This window comes from Oceanobacillus limi (assembly GCF_900111445.1).
GTDB classification, from domain to species: domain Bacteria; phylum Bacillota; class Bacilli; order Bacillales; family Amphibacillaceae; genus Ornithinibacillus; species Ornithinibacillus limi.
The window spans coordinates 22,615-40,121 of sequence record NZ_FOHE01000016.1 but is presented as its reverse complement, the minus strand read 5'-3'; the positions used below and the strand labels follow the sequence as shown (position 1 = coordinate 40,121).

Sequence of the window (17,507 nt, the reverse complement as noted above, 5' to 3'; positions counted from 1 at the left end):
TATTGCCTTACCAAGCTGACACAATGCCGTCTGTACGAGATTCCGTACCACCCACGAGGATACCTGTTTCTGGGTCACGCCAAATGATTTGACCACGTCCAAAGCTATTTGGTTCGAGCGCAATCTTAATTTGATGTCCTTTACGTGCAAGACCTTGTGCTAAGTCATGTTGGAATCGATTCTCCACTTCAACAACTTTTTCCTTCATCCATTGCCAACGGGGCGCATCTAGCGCGGCTTGTGGATTTAGTCCAAAGTCAACTGTGTTCATGACAACCTGTACATGCCCTTGTGGTTGCATAAATCCGCCCATGACACCAAATGGTCCAACGGCTTGATCCCCTTTCGTCATGAAACCAGGGATAATCGTGTGATACGTACGTTTGCCACCTTCAAGCGCATTGACATGATTTGGATCCATAGAAAAATTATGCCCACGATTTTGTAATGCTATCCCAGTGCCAGGTACAACTAGACCAGAACCAAATCCCATGTAATTACTTTGAATAAACGAAACCATGTTTCCTTCTCCATCTGCAGTAGCTAGATAAACGGTACCACTTAAGGAAGGATCTCCAGCCTCTGGTAAAAGTGCTTCCTCTCCAATTAACTTTCTACGCTCATCGGCATAAGCATCACTTAACATTTGTTCCGTTGTATAACGCATATGGCTTTCTTCCGTTACATGCTTTTGACCATCCGCAAATGCCAGTTTAATTGCTTCAATCTGTTTATGATACGTATCAACCGATTCTTTTTCAGGAAAATCGAACCCTTTCAACATGTTTAAGGCCTGCAATGCTACAATCCCTTGACCATTCGGTGGGATTTCCCAAACATCGTAGCCACGGTAGTTTACACCGATCGGGTTAACCCACTCTGGTTTAAATTCAGCAAGGTCCTCTGCAGTTAAATATCCGCCATTTTCTTTAGAAAAGCTTGTAATTTTTTCCGCTAATTCTCCTCGATAGAACGATTCTGCTTTTGTCTTCGCAATCGAACGTAGCGTTTCGGCATGGCCTTTAGAAGACCAAACCTCCCCAACTTTTGGCGCTCTTCCATTCGGTGCAAATGTATCAAACCAGTGCTGGAAAACGTCATCGGTTAACTTCTTTTTAAAATTGTTGTGAGCACCCTTCCAGAACTTCCCTAACGTAGGGGAAACCGGATAGCCCTCTTCTGCGTGTTTAATGGCTGGCTCCAATACTTCTTCTAGTGGTAACTTACCGAATTTTTCAGACAATTCCGCCCATGCACCAGGTACACCAGGCACGGTAACAGGGATCCAACCGTGTGTTGGAATTTCTTCATGACCTGATGCTTTAACAGCGTCAATGGATATACTTTTTGGTGATTTTCCACTTGAATTAAGCCCATGAAGCTCGCCTTTTGTCCAAACTAGCGCAAACGCGTCACCACCAATACCATTGGAGGTTGGTTCGACTACGGTTAGACATGCTGCGGTTGCGATGGCAGCATCTATCGCGTTTCCACCTTTTTTCAAAATTTCCAAACCAGCTTGTGACGCAAGTGGCTGCGATGTTGCTACCATTCCATTTTTGGCATATGTAGCATGACGTTTTGTTGCATATGGATAGGACTGATGATCAAACGAAACCATGTGAACACTCCTTTAATTTTCAATTATACCGCATGTGACAGACAGTAAGATCCAAACCCTAAATTGTTCAAAATAACGAAAAAGTAAGGTCACTGTCCGTAAATGCACGATACGTTCCTCTAACAACTAACGAGAGCTAGCTGTCCCCATTGATTGAAGAATAACTTTATTTCATATTACGAAATATCTAACATTCTGTCAATCTTTCAACCTACAAAAGTAAAGTAAATATCCAATTACACCTACATTTATTTATGATAAATTTCATTTATGCTTTCTTTTTGTGTTATAATGTCCTTAAAATGCATCATACGCTTAGTGTTAGGAGCTATTAAAGATGAAATATGATGAAATTGATCGGAAACTACTTAATTTATTAGCAGAGGATGGAAGACTCTCCTATGTTGAATTAGCTGAACAAGTTGGGTTATCAAGGGTTGCTGTGAAGGACCGAATTCAAAATCTAAAAGACAAAGGAGTAATTGAAAAATTTACGGTCGTTATTAACTCGGAAAAGTTCGGTAAAAAAGTATCTGCATTTTTTGAGGTTGACGTGGAACCGAGGCAATTACAGGAAGTTGCACAAAACCTAGCAGACAACCCGAATGTAGCGAGTATCTATCAAATGACCGGACCAAGTACATTACATATGCATGTACTCGTTGAAGATTTTCAAAAGCTGGAAACATTTATTAATGAGGAGTTGTATTCCGTAGAGGGAATTACTAGAGTGGAAAGCTCTGTCATATTGAAACGTTTTAAGAGTAGGACTGGGTTTAAGCTCTAATTACCAAATAGTTGATAAACATAAATCTAGTTTTAGAAATCCACTTTCAATTTTAGCAAAAGGATAGCGTACCAAACACCACGTGGTTTTGGTACGCCATTTGACATTCCACAATATAAGTTAACTTTGTTCACCTGATACGTGTGAATCTAGTCATTTACCGTTACATTATACGTCCGTAACCAATGATCGATTTGCCCTAGATGTGCAAGTAACTGTGGTCCTTTCATCAATTGCCCATACCAAGGATCTTTGAATTCTTTTCCTTCACTTCGGACAATGGCTTCTACTTTGTCACGCTGCATAAACTGAAACAACGGAGCATCTGAATCAGCCAATACTTCTTCCATCCAATCTACAACCTGCTTTGTGTATTCTGGCTGGAAAGTCTTTGGATAAGGGCTTTTCTTCCGATATAAAACATCATCAGGTAATATTCCTTCAAGCGCCTTACGTAAAATACCTTTTTCCCTACCTTCCAGTTTCTTCATCCTCCACGGGATATTCCAAACATATTCTACTAATTTATGATCTGCATATGGCACGCGAACCTCTAAGCTAGCTCCCATACTCATACGGTCTTTGCGATCTAGTAATTGCGCCATAAACCAATGCATATTTAAGTAAAATAGCTCTCTACGACGGGCATCCTGCTCACTCTCTCCATCAAGACGTGGCGTTTCTGCAATTGTTTCCTTATAACGATCATATGTGTATGACTTCAGATCTAATTTTTTCTGCCAATCCTCGTGTAACAAGTTGATTCGAGAATCGAGGGATCGCATCCATGGAAAGCCATCGGAAGCACTGTCTGGATCATGAAACCACGGATACCCTCCAAAAATCTCATCGGCACACTCTCCCGATAAACTTACGGTTGTATGCTGCTTAATTTGCCGGCAAAACCATAATAAGGAAGAATCAATATCTGCCATGCCGGGTTGGTCTCTTAATTCAACAGATTCTTTCAATAATCCCGCCAATTGACCTCCAGATATAATTTCATCATGATGGTCTGTTTCAAACTCCTTGGCCATTAATTCAATCCATGGTCGGTCATTAGACGGTTGAAACTTGCTCGCGACAAAGTGCTTTTCGTTTCCTTCATAATCTACCGAAAAGGTTGGTAGTGTTCCTCTACCCTCTTTTTTAAAATAATTCGCTGCAATTGCAGTAATGGCACTGGAATCAACACCACCCGATAAGAACGTGGATACAGGTACATCAGAAACTAGTTGACGTTCTACAGCATCCACAAATAATTCTCTTACCCGTTCGGCAGTTTCTTCTACTGAATCGTGGTGCTCCTTGCTTTCTACATTCCAATACCGCCATACTTTCAATCCGTCCTTGGAATAGGTTAAAGAATGTCCTGATCGTAGCTCTTGAAACCCTTTAAAGATTCCATGCCCAGGAGTTCGTGATGGCCCAAGTCCAAATACCTCCGCTAGACCATCTCGATCCACTTCCGTTTTCACATTTGGATGAGCTAAAATTGCTTTTAACTCGGAACCAAAAATGAGACGTCCATTCGATTCTAGGAAAAATAACGGCTTAACTCCGATTCGATCTCGTGATATAAACAATTCTTCCTTTTCTTCATCCCATATAGCAAAAGCATATATGCCATTTAAGTAATCCACACAGGCTTCCTGCCATTCCATGTACGCTGTTAAAAGCACCTCGGTATCGGAAGTAGTGTTAAATTCATGTCCTTTTCGACGTAATTCATTCCGAACCTCATTCGTATTATATAATTCTCCATTATAAACAATTGTGTACGTCGACCCACGCATCTTTTTATGCATCGGCTGTTTTCCACCTTCTAAGTCAATAACAGACAATCGTTTATGCCCAAAAGCTACGTGCTGATCCAACCACACCTGCGTGTCATCTGGTCCCCGTAAACTTAATGTCTCCGTCATGTTTTCTAAGGTGTGCCGTTCTGATCGAAGGTCTTTATTCCAATTCACAACTCCAGTAATTCCACACATTCTGCTTCATCCTCTCTAGGTGAGTAAAATTACTCTACAAACCATATATATGCATGAAAGCAAAAAGTATTCCATTCGCAATTTATCATTATATGATAGATGTATAAACTTATGCATAAAACGCTTTCAGAATTTTTACTTCTTTTTAAAATGGAGTGGAAGTTGGTACAAGGGGACTTCATAAGAATTGTTCACTTCCATACTTGTAGTATTACTTCATAATGAATGCCAAAGTCGGGAGTAAAATCAATAACACTATCAAACTCTGAATCAAAGTTAATACAATATCTTTTTTCCAAGTGTTTTTCTGAGGGTAACGATTGTATAATCTTTGGAACATGAGCAAAAATCCCCACCATATCAATAAGCTTAATAAAAATTGATGAAAGTCATCATAAAGCAATTATACCCCCTCCTATCTCTTTACTATTATAATCAACACCTCGATGCACTTTCCTTTTCAAAGACGATACCAACTGCTGTGTGCTTTTTGACTTAGAGTAGTTTATGTTTTGGCAAAGTTACTTTATCTTTTATATCGAATCTTTTAACGGATTCATTTCAGTTTTTCTAAGATTAAATAATCCTTGGTTTTAGAAACCGGTATTTCATAGTTTTGGGCGAAATCCATTAAATCGTTGTAAATATGCTCAGGCTTGAAATTTATGATTCGAAAATGAAAACCTTTATGATTTTTGATAATGACACATTTCTTCCCCCATCCAGCACGTTTAAACGTCATACTTTTAATTTGTTTATGATCTACCTTTTTATTGTATATAGGTAATGCGAAAATAAGTATTTGAAACGTTAAAATACCATTTGAGAAATATGAAATTCATAAAAACTGTTGCCAGTATAACTAGTGCACAAGGAATTAGATAATATAACGTCCAAGGGTAGCTGTCCTTATTTTGAAAGATGAATAACATAATTAACATAAAAAAACTAAACTGAACTACTTTTATTGTTGACGCTTTATAAACCATATCTCCACCGCCAAGCATGAAATTTATTAGAATAATTTCCTTAAAGGATCATGTTAAATTAAATGGATCATGTCAAAACCTTTTCCGCTTCTCCTTCCTTTATACACGTAGCAATATTTTCGCATTGTTTGATAGCCCATACATAATGCTTAAACGTATTTGCCGCAAAATAGCTGTATAAATTACTTGTTTTTGTCCACTTATAGTATTTTTTTGTCATGATTTCTTCATGGGTATGTAATTGAATAAGGTTTATTACCCTATTATGACTTAGCTTCAACTTTTTTATCGCCTGATTTAAGGTTACATCTTGATAACTTTCCCAAATTTTCCTATTCAGTAAATGAATGTTCCTCCATTTATAACCTGGTGCTGGCATAGAAGGAATATCCCCATCCATCCCTTCTCTATACCATCTTTCAAGCATTGCATGCCATTCATACAGATGCATAAAAACATCACGGAAATTCTTATCTCTTTCTTCGGTTTCAATAGAAAGTTTTCTTTTTCTACTTGGTACGGATTCGATTATTTCAAACATTAATTTAAAGTATTTTTCGCTATGAAATAATAGCATTTCTTTTTCATTTTTCTCTATCACTATCAATTCCTCCAACAATAGGGTTCTTTATTATTTACAAACTGAAACACAATTTCAATCTTTGTATTCATTATAACAAAAATTTTCAGAATACGACCGTCTAAAAAAAATGACTACTAATAATCAAATTAATAGTCATTTTTTCATAAAGTTGTGATGATATTTAACGTTTTTTCATTCCATTTCCACTAGAACCAAAATTACTGCGGACGATGCTCCAAAAAGTTCTTGTACGCAAAGCCTTTCACTTCATCTTCCGAATAGTGTTTTAATAACGCATTCACTAGATTCTGATGTTTTGCTGCATTTTCCAATCCATCGACATAGCAACCAATCCCATCGAAATCTGAGCCAAATCCGATCTGCTTTACCCCACCCAATTCACAGAGATAATCGATATGTTTCACGAGGTCATCAATCGTTGCATCACGGCGGTCTTTATTAATAAATGGCGGATTATAAACCACGTGGATTAAGCCATTATTTTTAAACATCGCTCTAATTTGCTCGTCATCTAGGTTTCGTGGATGATCGCAAAGCGCTCGTACATTCGAGTGGCTTGCAATTGGATACTTCGCTAACTCGATCACGTCCCAAAAGCTTTTCACACTTAGGTGGGATACATCTGTGAATACGAAATTGTCGTTATTTAATTGAACGACTTCTTTCCCAAGCAAGGTTAATCCACCACCACGTGGTTCCCCCGCTCCATCTGCGCAAAGATTAGCATTATTCCAAGTAAGCCCAATAGACATAACACCAAGACGATACAGATGACGAAGCTTTGTTAAGTCATTCCCAAATGCATCTGCTCCCTCTAACGTGAGAACGGCACCAATTTCTCCATCCTTTAACGAATCAAAATCCTGCCAGCTCTTCATGTGCTTCATTGCTGGATTTTTCCCTAAGACCTCTGTATAAAACAAGTCAATCTGTTCCAACGCATGCTGCCATTTTTCATCGGAGGAGACATCCGGATAAATAAATATGGCAAAGAACTGGACCATTACGTTTCCTGCTTGTAAATTTCCTAGATTCGTCTCCAATTCCTCGGAATTAGAAAAGCTTAGTGGGGAAGCATTGAAATACTCTCCTCGCTTCGCTAACTGCAATTTTAATAATGCATCACAATGTGTATCGATTACTTTCATGATATCCCCCTCTTTTCTTTATTCGTTTTTATTGTGTTGCTTGTATAAATCCTTCATATATCCGGATAGATGCTTCATCCTGGTGAGGTGCCATATTTTCTGGATGCCACTGAAGACCTAGTGCAAATGGGTGATCCTTACTTTCGATCGCCTCAATAATTCCATCACTCGCCTGCCCACTCACCTGAAAACTTGTTGCAACACTTCGATTGGCTTGGTGGTGTCTACTATTTACACGTAGTTTTTTCTCGCCAGTTAACCGATGGAGCAACGATCCTTCCAACACCGCTACAAAATGAGATCCATGTTCCTTGGGTGCCTTTTGTTGATGCTGTAATAACGCCCCCTCTGCCTGAGCGTAAATATCCTGATACATATCTCCACCAGCAGCGATGTTAAGGGTTTGAGCACCACGACATACGCCTAAGATTGGTTTCCCCATTTGCAACAGCTTTTTCATTAAGGTAATTTCAAAAAAGTCCCGAGCTGGAATAATCGTTCCTAGCTTTGGATGTGGTTCCTCTCCAAATAATGTCGGATCGATATCGTATCCACCTGTTGCATAAAGCCCATCTATTGAATTTGCAATTTGTTCGATATCCTCTATATCCTGATAATTTGGAAGCATAACAGGCATCCCACCTGCCCGTGTAATCGCCCCTACATTATCAGAACCAATCATATAATAACTCTGATCTACTTCCATTGATGACGTGATTCCAATGAATGGCTTCATCAAATCCCCCTTTTTTTATATGAAATTGACTGTTTTTCTTACTACTGGGGACACTTTCTCCCTATCTAGCGGATGCATATCCCCATTCTGTTAATTACAAATTACCTTCTTTACAGCATTGTATGAGATTCTCGTTCCATTGATTTTGGACATCGAGTGGAATGAGGATCCAATCGGATTGCTGTTTACTAGTTCACCTGGGAAACAACTGTCCATGTCCAAGATCAACTTTAGGATTGCGACAAAATTGATAAGAACATAAATTAATAATAACATTCTTTAAATACAATATGTTGGGAAAAATCTAATTTTTAACTCCAAATATAATCGTAAAGATCTTTTTTTGTAAATATTCCAGAAATACCTTGTTTATTGAGGAAATAATCTATAACATCCTCTTGATCCAACCCTAGTTCTAATAACCCTCTAGCAATCGTAGACAAGTAAGCTGCTGATGGTTTGTTACACTTCATCTCGCTCATCGGTAAATTATTTGTAAATGTAAACATGGGAGCACCGTTCAATTCTCCTAAACAAACAATTCTTCCGTACCACCCGGATCCAATTGTAGAAAAACCATTTTCAATCACTTCATCAAGATCAATCGTTAAATCATTCCGATTATTTTCTTGGGCAACAACTTCCGCGAATTGTTCCGCTGTTATCAAATACTTCCTACCAATTGACAGTTCATCTTTACTTTTCTGATGGTCAATAAACGCAACACCACCACTCCCCCATTTACTTCTCTCCTTCGAAAAGTAGAGGGGATACGGGATTTCTGCCACTCCACTCACTTTTGGTGGTGCCTTATCCGTACAACCTATCTCCCGTTTATCAGAACCAGGTGGTCTGTCCCCATTGATGTAGCACATAAAACGATCCTCACATAGATTTGATCCATAACTAACATACCAAACGTCCAAACTCATAACCTCCTACATCACTATGTATATAGTAATTCGATCTTCGCTCGTAAATTTCCTTTATAATATAAAAAAAGCGCAATACTCCTTCAATGGTGGTGAGTCGTTCATGTGGGATGGTGGCGCACCGATCATATAAACGGGATCATTCTTAATTTTGGTTAGCTGGTTGCCGTTCCATCTTTTAAGAAAAAGTAGTACGTTCTCCCAATTGAACATTTCAATATGGAAACTTGTCGTAACTAACAAATGTTTCTACTTCTTCATTTGCTATGGTTTGCTGTCAAATCCAATGCTTACTTTTAACATATCTAGAAATTTAGTTCCCAGAAAAAGTAAAAGAGAAATAGCGCTTTTAAAAAGGGACCTTTCTCAAAAGGTCCCTTTAAAATCTTGCTATTTATTCCCATTCCGCATTGTTGCTTCGGCTTGTTGTATCATTCGTTTAACCATTTCGCCGCCTACTGATCCGTTTTCGCGTGCAGTTGTGTCCGCTCCTGTTTGGACACCAAATTCATTTGCAATTTCTTCTTTCATTTGCTCCATTGCATTTTGCGCGCCTGGCACTAACAATTGATTATTGTTTCTTGCCATAACTGATCACTCCTTCTGGGAATTTATGAACAGAAAATTTACTGTTCACTTTTTAACTTTTGGAGGATCAGCGATTTTATACACTATTTTTTTGGAAGGAATCGTAATACCTCACCTTCCTCTTCATCAAGTTTGGTTATATGATAATTTCCCTTCACCCAATCTTCCATTTGATTATGATACCATTCACTTTTAAAATGACCATCCTGTCCCGGTCCAACAATATGATAACCAGTACGCATATCACTCGTATCGATGGCAAAGCGCCAGGATGCTCCATGATCAACCTCTCCCGTATCTGAGTTGTATGCTGCTGCCATTGGAGTAACAGCACTTCCCCCTACTGGCATCGGATCTTCATTATTAAAGAAATATGCTAGCACTGGATGAACTGCCGATAACGGGTGATCAAATTGTACCTTGTGATAATCACCCCATTCCCAAGCCGTTAGCTCTTGTCCATAGGATTCGACTAAGTTTTCTATCGTATTTTCTAGTGACACTTGTAATACGGTTTCAATTCCTCCATTTTCTTCAATCCACAGAGACGACTCTCCACGGATCGCTTTTCTTAGGATTTCATCCGTTGTTTGCCCACGAGCACCAAATAACTCCATTACCGATTCGGGAATTTGATCCGAATATAAAATGTCTTCTATCCCATCCATCCAATGGTGGAAAATAAGTGGTTGTGCATAGCCTACATCATCTTTAAAATCCCATTCTTCCAACAGATCGAGAGCTAACCTCTCCTCTTCCCCAAGTTCTACATCCTGCAATTGTTCCGAGAATAATGGCACAAACTCTCGCGCCTGTAAGTTTGTTGTATCCATTTGTAGTGCTTGCATATCCTCCACATTCAAATCATTTTCGCCACCAAGCACCTCGGCAATTCGTTCATATCGATATGGCTGGGCCCAAACATTACTAATATGATACGGATAATCTTCATCAACTACTTTATTATTTGCAGTCGCAATGAACCCTTTTTCTGGATTTATTAGTTTCGGCAGCTTATCATATGGAATAAAACCATTCCATTCCCGTTCCGCTTCCCAACCTGGGAGAGGAAGTAAGGCATCCTCTCCATCTGGATAGATTGGAATTCTGCCATTCGCCTTGTAAGCAATCGTACCGTCTTTAGAGGCAAACACAAAATTTTGGGCAGGCACGAGGAACTTTTCTAACCCCTTCTCAAATTCCTCCCAATTTTTTGCACGGTTTATCTCTAAAATTGCCTCCAACTCGGTCGTTGCATCTAGCGCAGTCCATCGTAGCGAAAGCACCGTATCTTTTCCACTATCCCCAGCAAATTCTGATACCACAGGTCCATGCCTTGTTTCCACTACCTGATATTCAATTGTTTCTCCACCCTTCACGTGAATCGGTTCATCAATTACAGTTGCCTCTTCCCAATCATCTTCAAATAAAAATTCATCTTTGTTATTAGGATTCCTTTCCTCTATATATAATTGCTGTACATCAGGCCCGGTATTCGTAACTCCCCAAGCAATCTGATCATTGTGACCTAATATTATGCCTGGAACTCCTGCGAAAATAACCCCACTTACATTCATATCATCTGTTTCCAATTGCATTTGTAACCATATCGAAGGGGTAGCCAAACCTAAATGTGGATCATCAGCAAGTAAAGGGAAGCCTGTTTCCGTTTTTTCTCCACTTACTACCCAGTTATTACTACCATTAAAAGCATGAGGAATCACCGCATTTTCAAAGCTTGATGCAATATCAATTTCCTCTTTTCCAATAATGGTTGGTTTGTTTTCTGGATAATATGGGAATAATTCTAGCGCTTTTTCTTCTTCCAAGTTATTTAACGCATAATAATTGAATGCCTGACGCTCCCAATGACCGCCAAGATCAAAGGCCATAAACTTTCCAATGGTTAGAGAGTCAATTGGCGTCCAAGGAGCAGGCTCCGAACCCATTAGTAGAAATTCAATTGGTAAACGATTTGAAGCAGTTGCCTCTTCCATATAGGCATTCACCCCATCAGCAAACCATTGTAATACTTCTTTTCCATCTTCCGAATAAATTTCATAGGATTTTTCTGCGGCTCTCCTTAAACCTAAGGTTCGAAAATATTTATCTTGATCAATAACAGCTTCCCCCACTACTTCACTAAGTGTTCCAGATGCTTGTCTACGAGAAAGCTCCATTTGAAACATGCGGTTTTGTGCCTGCAAATAACCTTGAGCGATGTACAAATCCCGATCATTACTCGCTTTGATATGCGGGATCCCATGATCATCTGTCAATACGGTTACCTCATTATCTAGTTCTGGTAAGGAAATTGTTCCTTCTATTTGTGGTAAGGATTTATTTATGTATGCGTTTGCAAAAAATAACATCACAGCAAGGACTAGAAGTAGACCACCCGTGATCATAAAACTTATTTTTTTCCAATTCCTTTTCTTCTTTCCTTTTGCCTTTGGAATATATTCTGGTTCTTCCAACAAATACTCCCTCCCCTTCAACTGTTTGTAAATTCTGATAAGTTTATCATATCATATGACTTGATGAATGGAATAATTTAAAAGATACGAAGAAAAATAATCGGTCACAATTTTGTTAATAATTTCACATATGAATAACAAAAAAGTGTGTTAAGTTAATAATAGATAACTTATATTTATATTTTTATTTGCTCATTATTTCACAATTATATTTGGAGGGATTTATATGCGTACTTCTGCATGGTTTGGTTTTAGAGATGGGAAATGGAAAACGGAAATTAATGTTCGAGATTTCATTATGCAAAACTTTTCTCCGTATTCTGAAGACGAATCTTTTCTAGCTGGTCCTACTAAAAATACAACAGAGCTTTGGGAACAGGTCATGGAATTAACAAAGCAAGAACGTGACAATGGTGGCGTTTTAAATATGGATACATCAATTGTATCAACGATTACTTCTCACGGACCTGGTTATTTAAATATCGAAAAAGAAAAAGTCGTCGGATTTCAAACAGATCAACCATTCAAACGCTCCCTTCAACCTTTTGGTGGAATTCGAATGGCAAAAGCATCCCTTGAATCATATGGGTATGAATTAGATGATAAGGTTGAACATGTCTTTACGGAATATCGTAAAACACATAATCAAGGGGTATTTGATGCATATACTCCAGAAATGAAGCTTGCTCGAAAAGCTGGAATTATAACTGGCTTACCAGACGCATACGGTCGTGGACGAATTATTGGAGATTATCGACGTGTTGCATTATACGGTGTAGATAGGTTAATTTCGGCTAAAAAGGAGGACCTTGCTCAAATTGGTGGAAATGGTGTCATGTCAGATGATGTCATCCGTGATCGTGAAGAAACAATGGAACAAATCCGCGCACTAATGGAGCTCAAGCAATTGGCTAAGATGTATGATTATGATATTTCTGAACCTGCAACTAACGCATATGAAGCGTTCCAATGGCTTTACTTTGCTTATTTAGCTGCAATTAAAGAACAAAATGGAGCTGCAATGAGTCTTGGACGTGTATCTACTTTCCTAGATATTTATATGGAACGTGATATATTAAACGGATTAATGACTGAGGAAGAAGCACAGGAACTTGTAGACCACTTTGTCATGAAATTGCGTCTAGTCAAATTTGCACGTACACCTGAGTACAATGAGTTATTCAGTGGTGATCCAACATGGGTAACAGAAGCTATTGCCGGCATCGCGAAAGACGGAACTCCACTAGTTACCAAAAATTCATTTCGCTTTTTGCATACCTTAACAAACTTAGGGCCTGCCCCAGAACCTAATTTAACGGTGCTATGGTCTGAAAAACTACCAGAAAAATTTAAACGGTACTGTGCTAGTATGTCAATTAAAACAAGCTCCATTCAATATGAGAATGATGAGGTGATGCGTGATGTATATGGCGATGATTACGGGATTGCTTGTTGTGTATCAGCGATGGAAATCGGCAAGCAAATGCAATTTTTTGGAGCACGCGCCAACCTTGCAAAGGCATTATTATATGCTATCAATGGTGGGAAAGATGAAATATTAGGTATCCAAGTAGCTCCAGCCTATGAACCGATTACGACAGAGTATCTAGATTATGAGGAAGTAACAAATAAATACGATATAATGCTTGATTGGTTAGCAGATTTGTATGTTAATTCGCTTAACATTATTCACTATATGCATGATCGATACAGCTATGAACGGGTGGAAATGGCATTACATGATCGTGAGATATTACGCACAATGGCTTGTGGTGTTGCTGGGTTATCCGTTGTTGCAGATTCATTAAGCGCTATAAAGTTTGCTAAAGTAAAAGCCATCCGGAACGAAAATGGAAATGCAGTCGATTTCATAATTGAAGGTGATTTTCCTAAGTACGGAAACAATGATGATCGGGTGGACAGTATTGCCGTTGACCTTGTTAAGAAATTTATGAATAAGATTAAGCAGCATAAAACCTATCGTAATTCTTTGCCAACTCAGTCCATCTTAACCATTACATCTAATGTTGTTTATGGAAAGAAAACAGGTACTACTCCGGATGGAAGAAAAGCTGGGGAACCATTTGCGCCTGGGGCTAATCCGATGCATGGACGTGATACAAAAGGGGCACTTGCTTCCTTAACATCTGTGGCCAAACTGCCTTATGATTATTCACTGGATGGAATAAGTAACACATTCTCCATTGTACCAAAGGCACTAGGTAAAGATGAGGAGATAAGGAAAGCCAACCTAGTCGGACTATTGGATGGCTACACAGTTAAAGGCGGACACCATTTAGATATAAATGTATTCGAACGGGAAACGTTATTGGATGCAATGGAACATCCGGAAAAATACCCGCAATTAACTATTCGAGTATCTGGCTATGCTGTAAACTTTATCAAGTTAACTAGAGAACAACAAATAGACGTTATCAACCGCACATTCCACGAAGGACGCTAACACCGTCTCGGAGGTGCCAGGCACTTGTCGGAAATTCGACAAGTGCCTGGCACCAATAATAAAGGGAGGTATTCTTTTGAGAAAAGGTCGCATTCATTCTGTTGAAACCTGTGGGACGCTTGATGGTCCTGGAATCCGTTATGTTTTATTCATGCAAGGGTGCTTGCTTCGGTGCCAATTTTGCCATAACCCAGATACGTGGAAGATGGGTGACGGTAAAGAGGTCACGGTTGAAGAAGTGATGACTGATATTAAAGCTTACCTCCCATTTTTTAAAGCAACTGGTGGAGGCGTCACGATAAGTGGAGGTGAACCACTTTTGCATACCAAATTCTTGGTAGAGCTATTTAAGGAACTCAAAAAACATGGAATTCACACAACGATTGATACATCAGGAGGTTGTTTCTCACGTTCTCCTTCTTTCATACGGTTATTAGACGAACTTCTTTTATTAACTGACCTTGTTCTATTAGACTTAAAACAGATTGATCCTAGTAAACACAAGGCATTAACCGGAATGTCTAATGAACACATCTTGGATTTCGCATCTTATTTAGCGGAAAAACAAATTCCCGTATGGGTTAGACATGTACTAGTACCAGGAAAATCAGATTTTGATGAGGACCTTATCAACCTATCTGATTTCATCCAAACTCTTCCTAATATTGAAAGAGTCGAAGTATTACCATATCATAAGCTTGGTGTTTATAAGTGGGAAGCATTAGGCTATGACTATCCATTAAAGGATACGGAACCCCCTACAACAGAAAGAATCACTAATGCGGAAGCAATTCTAGCAAATAACTGATTTAGTGAATTAGTAAAAGTCTACTTAACAGTCATTCATCCGATTAATGAATGACTGTTTTATTTTTAAATTATTCCTTCATCTCCTTTATGAAGAACTTTCTCCATGATTTCCTCCTCTTTCATGTCTTCATCTTCATTAGATAATTCTTTTCCCATTTGACACAAGTTACCATTTATCATAAAGTAAGAATTATTAAACTTTTCTAACTTCATTAGCGAGGAGGCGTTTTTTACTGTGAATCAAAATGAACCCCCTATAAATACTTTTCTTAAACGTATAGAAGAAAGCTATTTTATCGGGAGACAAGCGGAATTAAATCATTTCCAAGCGTGGATTGATGAATACGATCCTAGTTTTAAGGTACTTCACCATCACGGTATTGGTGGTGTAGGAAAAACCTTCTTACTTCAAGCATATAAGCGTCTAGCAGAAGAAAAGGGGATACTATATTTACAGTTAGATAGTCAAGAGTTTATTCATACCCCGTCCGATTTTGCCGAATACGTACTCCAAATGATTGAGTTTACAGTACACCCACTCCCCTTTCAAATTGAATCTTATTCAATAGAATCTTGTATTGACCTTTTAGAGCAATTGGCTGCAACTGAACGTATGATCCTCTCCATTGATACGTATGAATTGATGGATGATTTAGATCGATGGTTTCGTCAAATTCTAATGAAAAAGCTCCCCAAAAACATACTGGTCATACTTGCTGGAAGAAAACCATTACGGAATGAATGGAATCATTCAGCACCACTACGACGAATCACCAAACAAATGGAGCTTAAAGAGTTTACACTGGATCAAGCACGTACCTATTTAAACCAATTTCAAATTCAAGCTGAATCACTCATTCTAGCTATTTGGCAACTAACCGAAGGACACCCGCTTACCTTATCGATGGCAACATTAGCTAATAGCGATCAATCAATTGAAAGAGTAGCAGAAAACACTCCTAACATCTTATTAGAGTTAACTGGGAGATGGTTAAATGAAGTACAAAATGAAGAATTACATCAATTAATTGATATTGCTGCGCTTTTTCATCAGTTTGACAGGCAAAGCTTGTCCACGGTTCTGGAAAAGGAGGTTTCCTTAGAGAAATTTAATGAACTAATTTCCTTATCATTTATTCGAGCAAGAAATAGTGGTTGGTCCATGCATGATCTAATCCGAGATGCTATTCAACTTGAAATGAAACATCGTAATCCAGAAATTTTTAACAATCTATCAGAGAAAATAGCAAATTATTATTATCATCGAACCATTAAAACACGTTCTCCTTATGATATTGCCCAATTCTTTTATCATTTAAGAAACGATTTTATCCAAACAGCATTTTTCCAAGAGATGAACGACCAATTAATGTACTTGGAACCAGTAGAAGCATATAACTTCCATGAAGTCCAAGAATTCTTTGCATACAAGAAAGAGAATCTAAGCGAAAGTGACGTGAATTTTTTTAACCGAACTTCAAGTAGATCGTATCAATTTTATGCTTCCCTGCAGCATAATCAGCGGGAAGCCGAATTTCTAGGACCAGATTATGTACAAAAAATGGGATATGAAACGACTAGTTTATTAAAAAACAAAGACGGAGAAGCAATTGGGATATCGATCATTGTACCTATTAATGAAACAACGCTAAAGCATCTAGCAAACGAACCTGTTTCAAGGGCCTACTTTGATCATCTATCGAAAGAAGAAATGGAAGCCTTTCGTGTTCCCGAGACCGAAAATGCTGGCTGGTATATTAGACATCTCGATTTTGTTGATCCCACAGATAGCTCAGCTCAATCCTATCTATTATATAATCTATTTACATTAACTTTACCAGGAGGAAAAATCATTACTTCGACACCTGTGCAATTTTTCCAAGAATTATTAGCCTTCCTTGGGTTTCAAGAGATTCCTAACGCTATTTCCTATGACTTTGGAGAAGACATTCCATCACCAACATATATCTTAGATGTAAGTGGTCAAAAACTAGATCAATATTTAAAACAATTTACACAAAGCAATGCATATCAATCGAAACTGGAAATGATTGCAGAGACTTTATCGTTAACGGAACGGGAAAAAGACATTATCCAGCTTATACTAGAAAACAAGAATAATAAGGAAATCGCTACAAGTCTATTTATTGCAGAGATAACTGTCAAAAAACATGTTAGTAGAATCTTAAAGAAAGCAAACGTTAAAAACCGAAGACAATTAATAAAGCAGTTTATGGAGTTTGTATAGTAGAAACATGAATTCTTTAGAGTGAAGCAAGCTTCATACATTATTCTGCAATCCGTGGGGGCCTTGTACGGGATAAATAAAGGTAAGGGAGCATTAGGTATTCCCTTAC

Annotated in this window: 14 protein-coding genes; 4 read left to right on the top strand and 10 right to left on the bottom strand. The window is 38.4% G+C overall.

The window, feature by feature from the left end:
- Positions 1 to 7: 7 nt before the first annotated feature.
- Positions 8 to 1,621: a gamma-glutamyltransferase gene (gene ggt / locus BMX40_RS15025; protein ID WP_090871384.1), complete on the bottom strand. Its 1,614-nt coding sequence runs from the start codon at positions 1,619 to 1,621 to the stop codon at positions 8 to 10.
- A 337-nt stretch (positions 1,622 to 1,958) separates the two neighbouring features.
- Here ggt and BMX40_RS15020 point away from each other — a divergent pair, with 337 nt between their 5' ends.
- Positions 1,959 to 2,408 carry an Lrp/AsnC family transcriptional regulator gene (locus tag BMX40_RS15020; RefSeq protein ID WP_090871382.1) on the top strand — a complete coding sequence of 150 codons (450 nt, stop codon included), beginning with the start codon at positions 1,959 to 1,961 and terminating at the stop codon, positions 2,406 to 2,408.
- A gap of 149 nt (positions 2,409 to 2,557) precedes the next feature.
- On the opposite strand, the gene asnB is transcribed toward BMX40_RS15020, so the two are convergent.
- The 8 genes from asnB to BMX40_RS14975 form a co-directional block, all read right to left on the bottom strand.
- Complete coding sequence (gene asnB, locus BMX40_RS15015) at positions 2,558 to 4,402, bottom strand: asparagine synthase (glutamine-hydrolyzing) (RefSeq protein WP_090871381.1); 1,845 nt, start codon at positions 4,400 to 4,402, stop codon at positions 2,558 to 2,560.
- Positions 4,403 to 4,958: 556 nt separating this feature from the next.
- A complete protein-coding gene (locus BMX40_RS20560) occupies positions 4,959 to 5,144 on the bottom strand; it encodes a hypothetical protein (RefSeq protein WP_090871377.1) in 186 nt (61 codons plus the stop codon).
- A gap of 314 nt (positions 5,145 to 5,458) precedes the next feature.
- Entirely contained in the window at positions 5,459 to 5,992 is a 534-nt protein-coding gene (locus BMX40_RS15000; RefSeq protein ID WP_090871374.1) for a ClbS/DfsB family four-helix bundle protein, read from the bottom strand.
- A gap of 200 nt (positions 5,993 to 6,192) precedes the next feature.
- Positions 6,193 to 7,143, bottom strand: a complete 951-nt coding sequence (locus tag BMX40_RS14995; protein ID WP_090871372.1) for a dipeptidase — start codon at positions 7,141 to 7,143, stop codon at positions 6,193 to 6,195.
- Positions 7,144 to 7,171: 28 nt separating this feature from the next.
- Positions 7,172 to 7,879 (bottom strand): gamma-glutamyl-gamma-aminobutyrate hydrolase family protein, encoded by a 708-nt coding sequence (locus tag BMX40_RS14990; RefSeq protein ID WP_090871368.1) that lies wholly within the window; start codon positions 7,877 to 7,879, stop codon positions 7,172 to 7,174.
- Between the two features lie 311 nt (positions 7,880 to 8,190).
- On the bottom strand, positions 8,191 to 8,805 hold the full coding sequence (locus tag BMX40_RS14985; RefSeq protein ID WP_090871366.1) for a hypothetical protein: 615 nt from the start codon (positions 8,803 to 8,805) through the stop codon (positions 8,191 to 8,193).
- A gap of 396 nt (positions 8,806 to 9,201) precedes the next feature.
- Positions 9,202 to 9,399, bottom strand: a complete 198-nt coding sequence (locus BMX40_RS14980) for an alpha/beta-type small acid-soluble spore protein (protein WP_090871364.1) — start codon at positions 9,397 to 9,399, stop codon at positions 9,202 to 9,204.
- A gap of 83 nt (positions 9,400 to 9,482) precedes the next feature.
- The gene (locus BMX40_RS14975; RefSeq protein ID WP_090871459.1) at positions 9,483 to 11,807 is read right to left on the bottom strand and encodes a penicillin acylase family protein; all 2,325 of its coding nucleotides are present in this window, start codon (positions 11,805 to 11,807) and stop codon (positions 9,483 to 9,485) included.
- A gap of 295 nt (positions 11,808 to 12,102) precedes the next feature.
- On the opposite strand from BMX40_RS14975, the gene pflB reads away from it, so the two are divergent.
- Positions 12,103 to 14,340, top strand: coding sequence for a formate C-acetyltransferase (gene pflB, locus BMX40_RS14970; protein WP_090871361.1), 2,238 nt, complete (start codon positions 12,103 to 12,105; stop codon positions 14,338 to 14,340).
- 76 nt (positions 14,341 to 14,416) lie between these two features.
- Entirely contained in the window at positions 14,417 to 15,148 is a 732-nt protein-coding gene (gene pflA, locus BMX40_RS14965) for a pyruvate formate-lyase-activating protein (protein ID WP_090871359.1), read from the top strand.
- Between the two features lie 65 nt (positions 15,149 to 15,213).
- Here the strand turns inward: pflA and BMX40_RS20375 are convergent, their stop codons facing one another.
- Positions 15,214 to 15,363 carry a hypothetical protein gene (locus tag BMX40_RS20375; protein ID WP_170840816.1) on the bottom strand — a complete coding sequence of 50 codons (150 nt, stop codon included), beginning with the start codon at positions 15,361 to 15,363 and terminating at the stop codon, positions 15,214 to 15,216.
- 22 nt (positions 15,364 to 15,385) lie between these two features.
- On the opposite strand from BMX40_RS20375, the gene BMX40_RS20705 reads away from it, so the two are divergent.
- Positions 15,386 to 17,398 carry a LuxR family transcriptional regulator gene (locus BMX40_RS20705; RefSeq protein WP_090871356.1) on the top strand — a complete coding sequence of 671 codons (2,013 nt, stop codon included), beginning with the start codon at positions 15,386 to 15,388 and terminating at the stop codon, positions 17,396 to 17,398.
- Positions 17,399 to 17,507 lie beyond the last annotated feature (109 nt).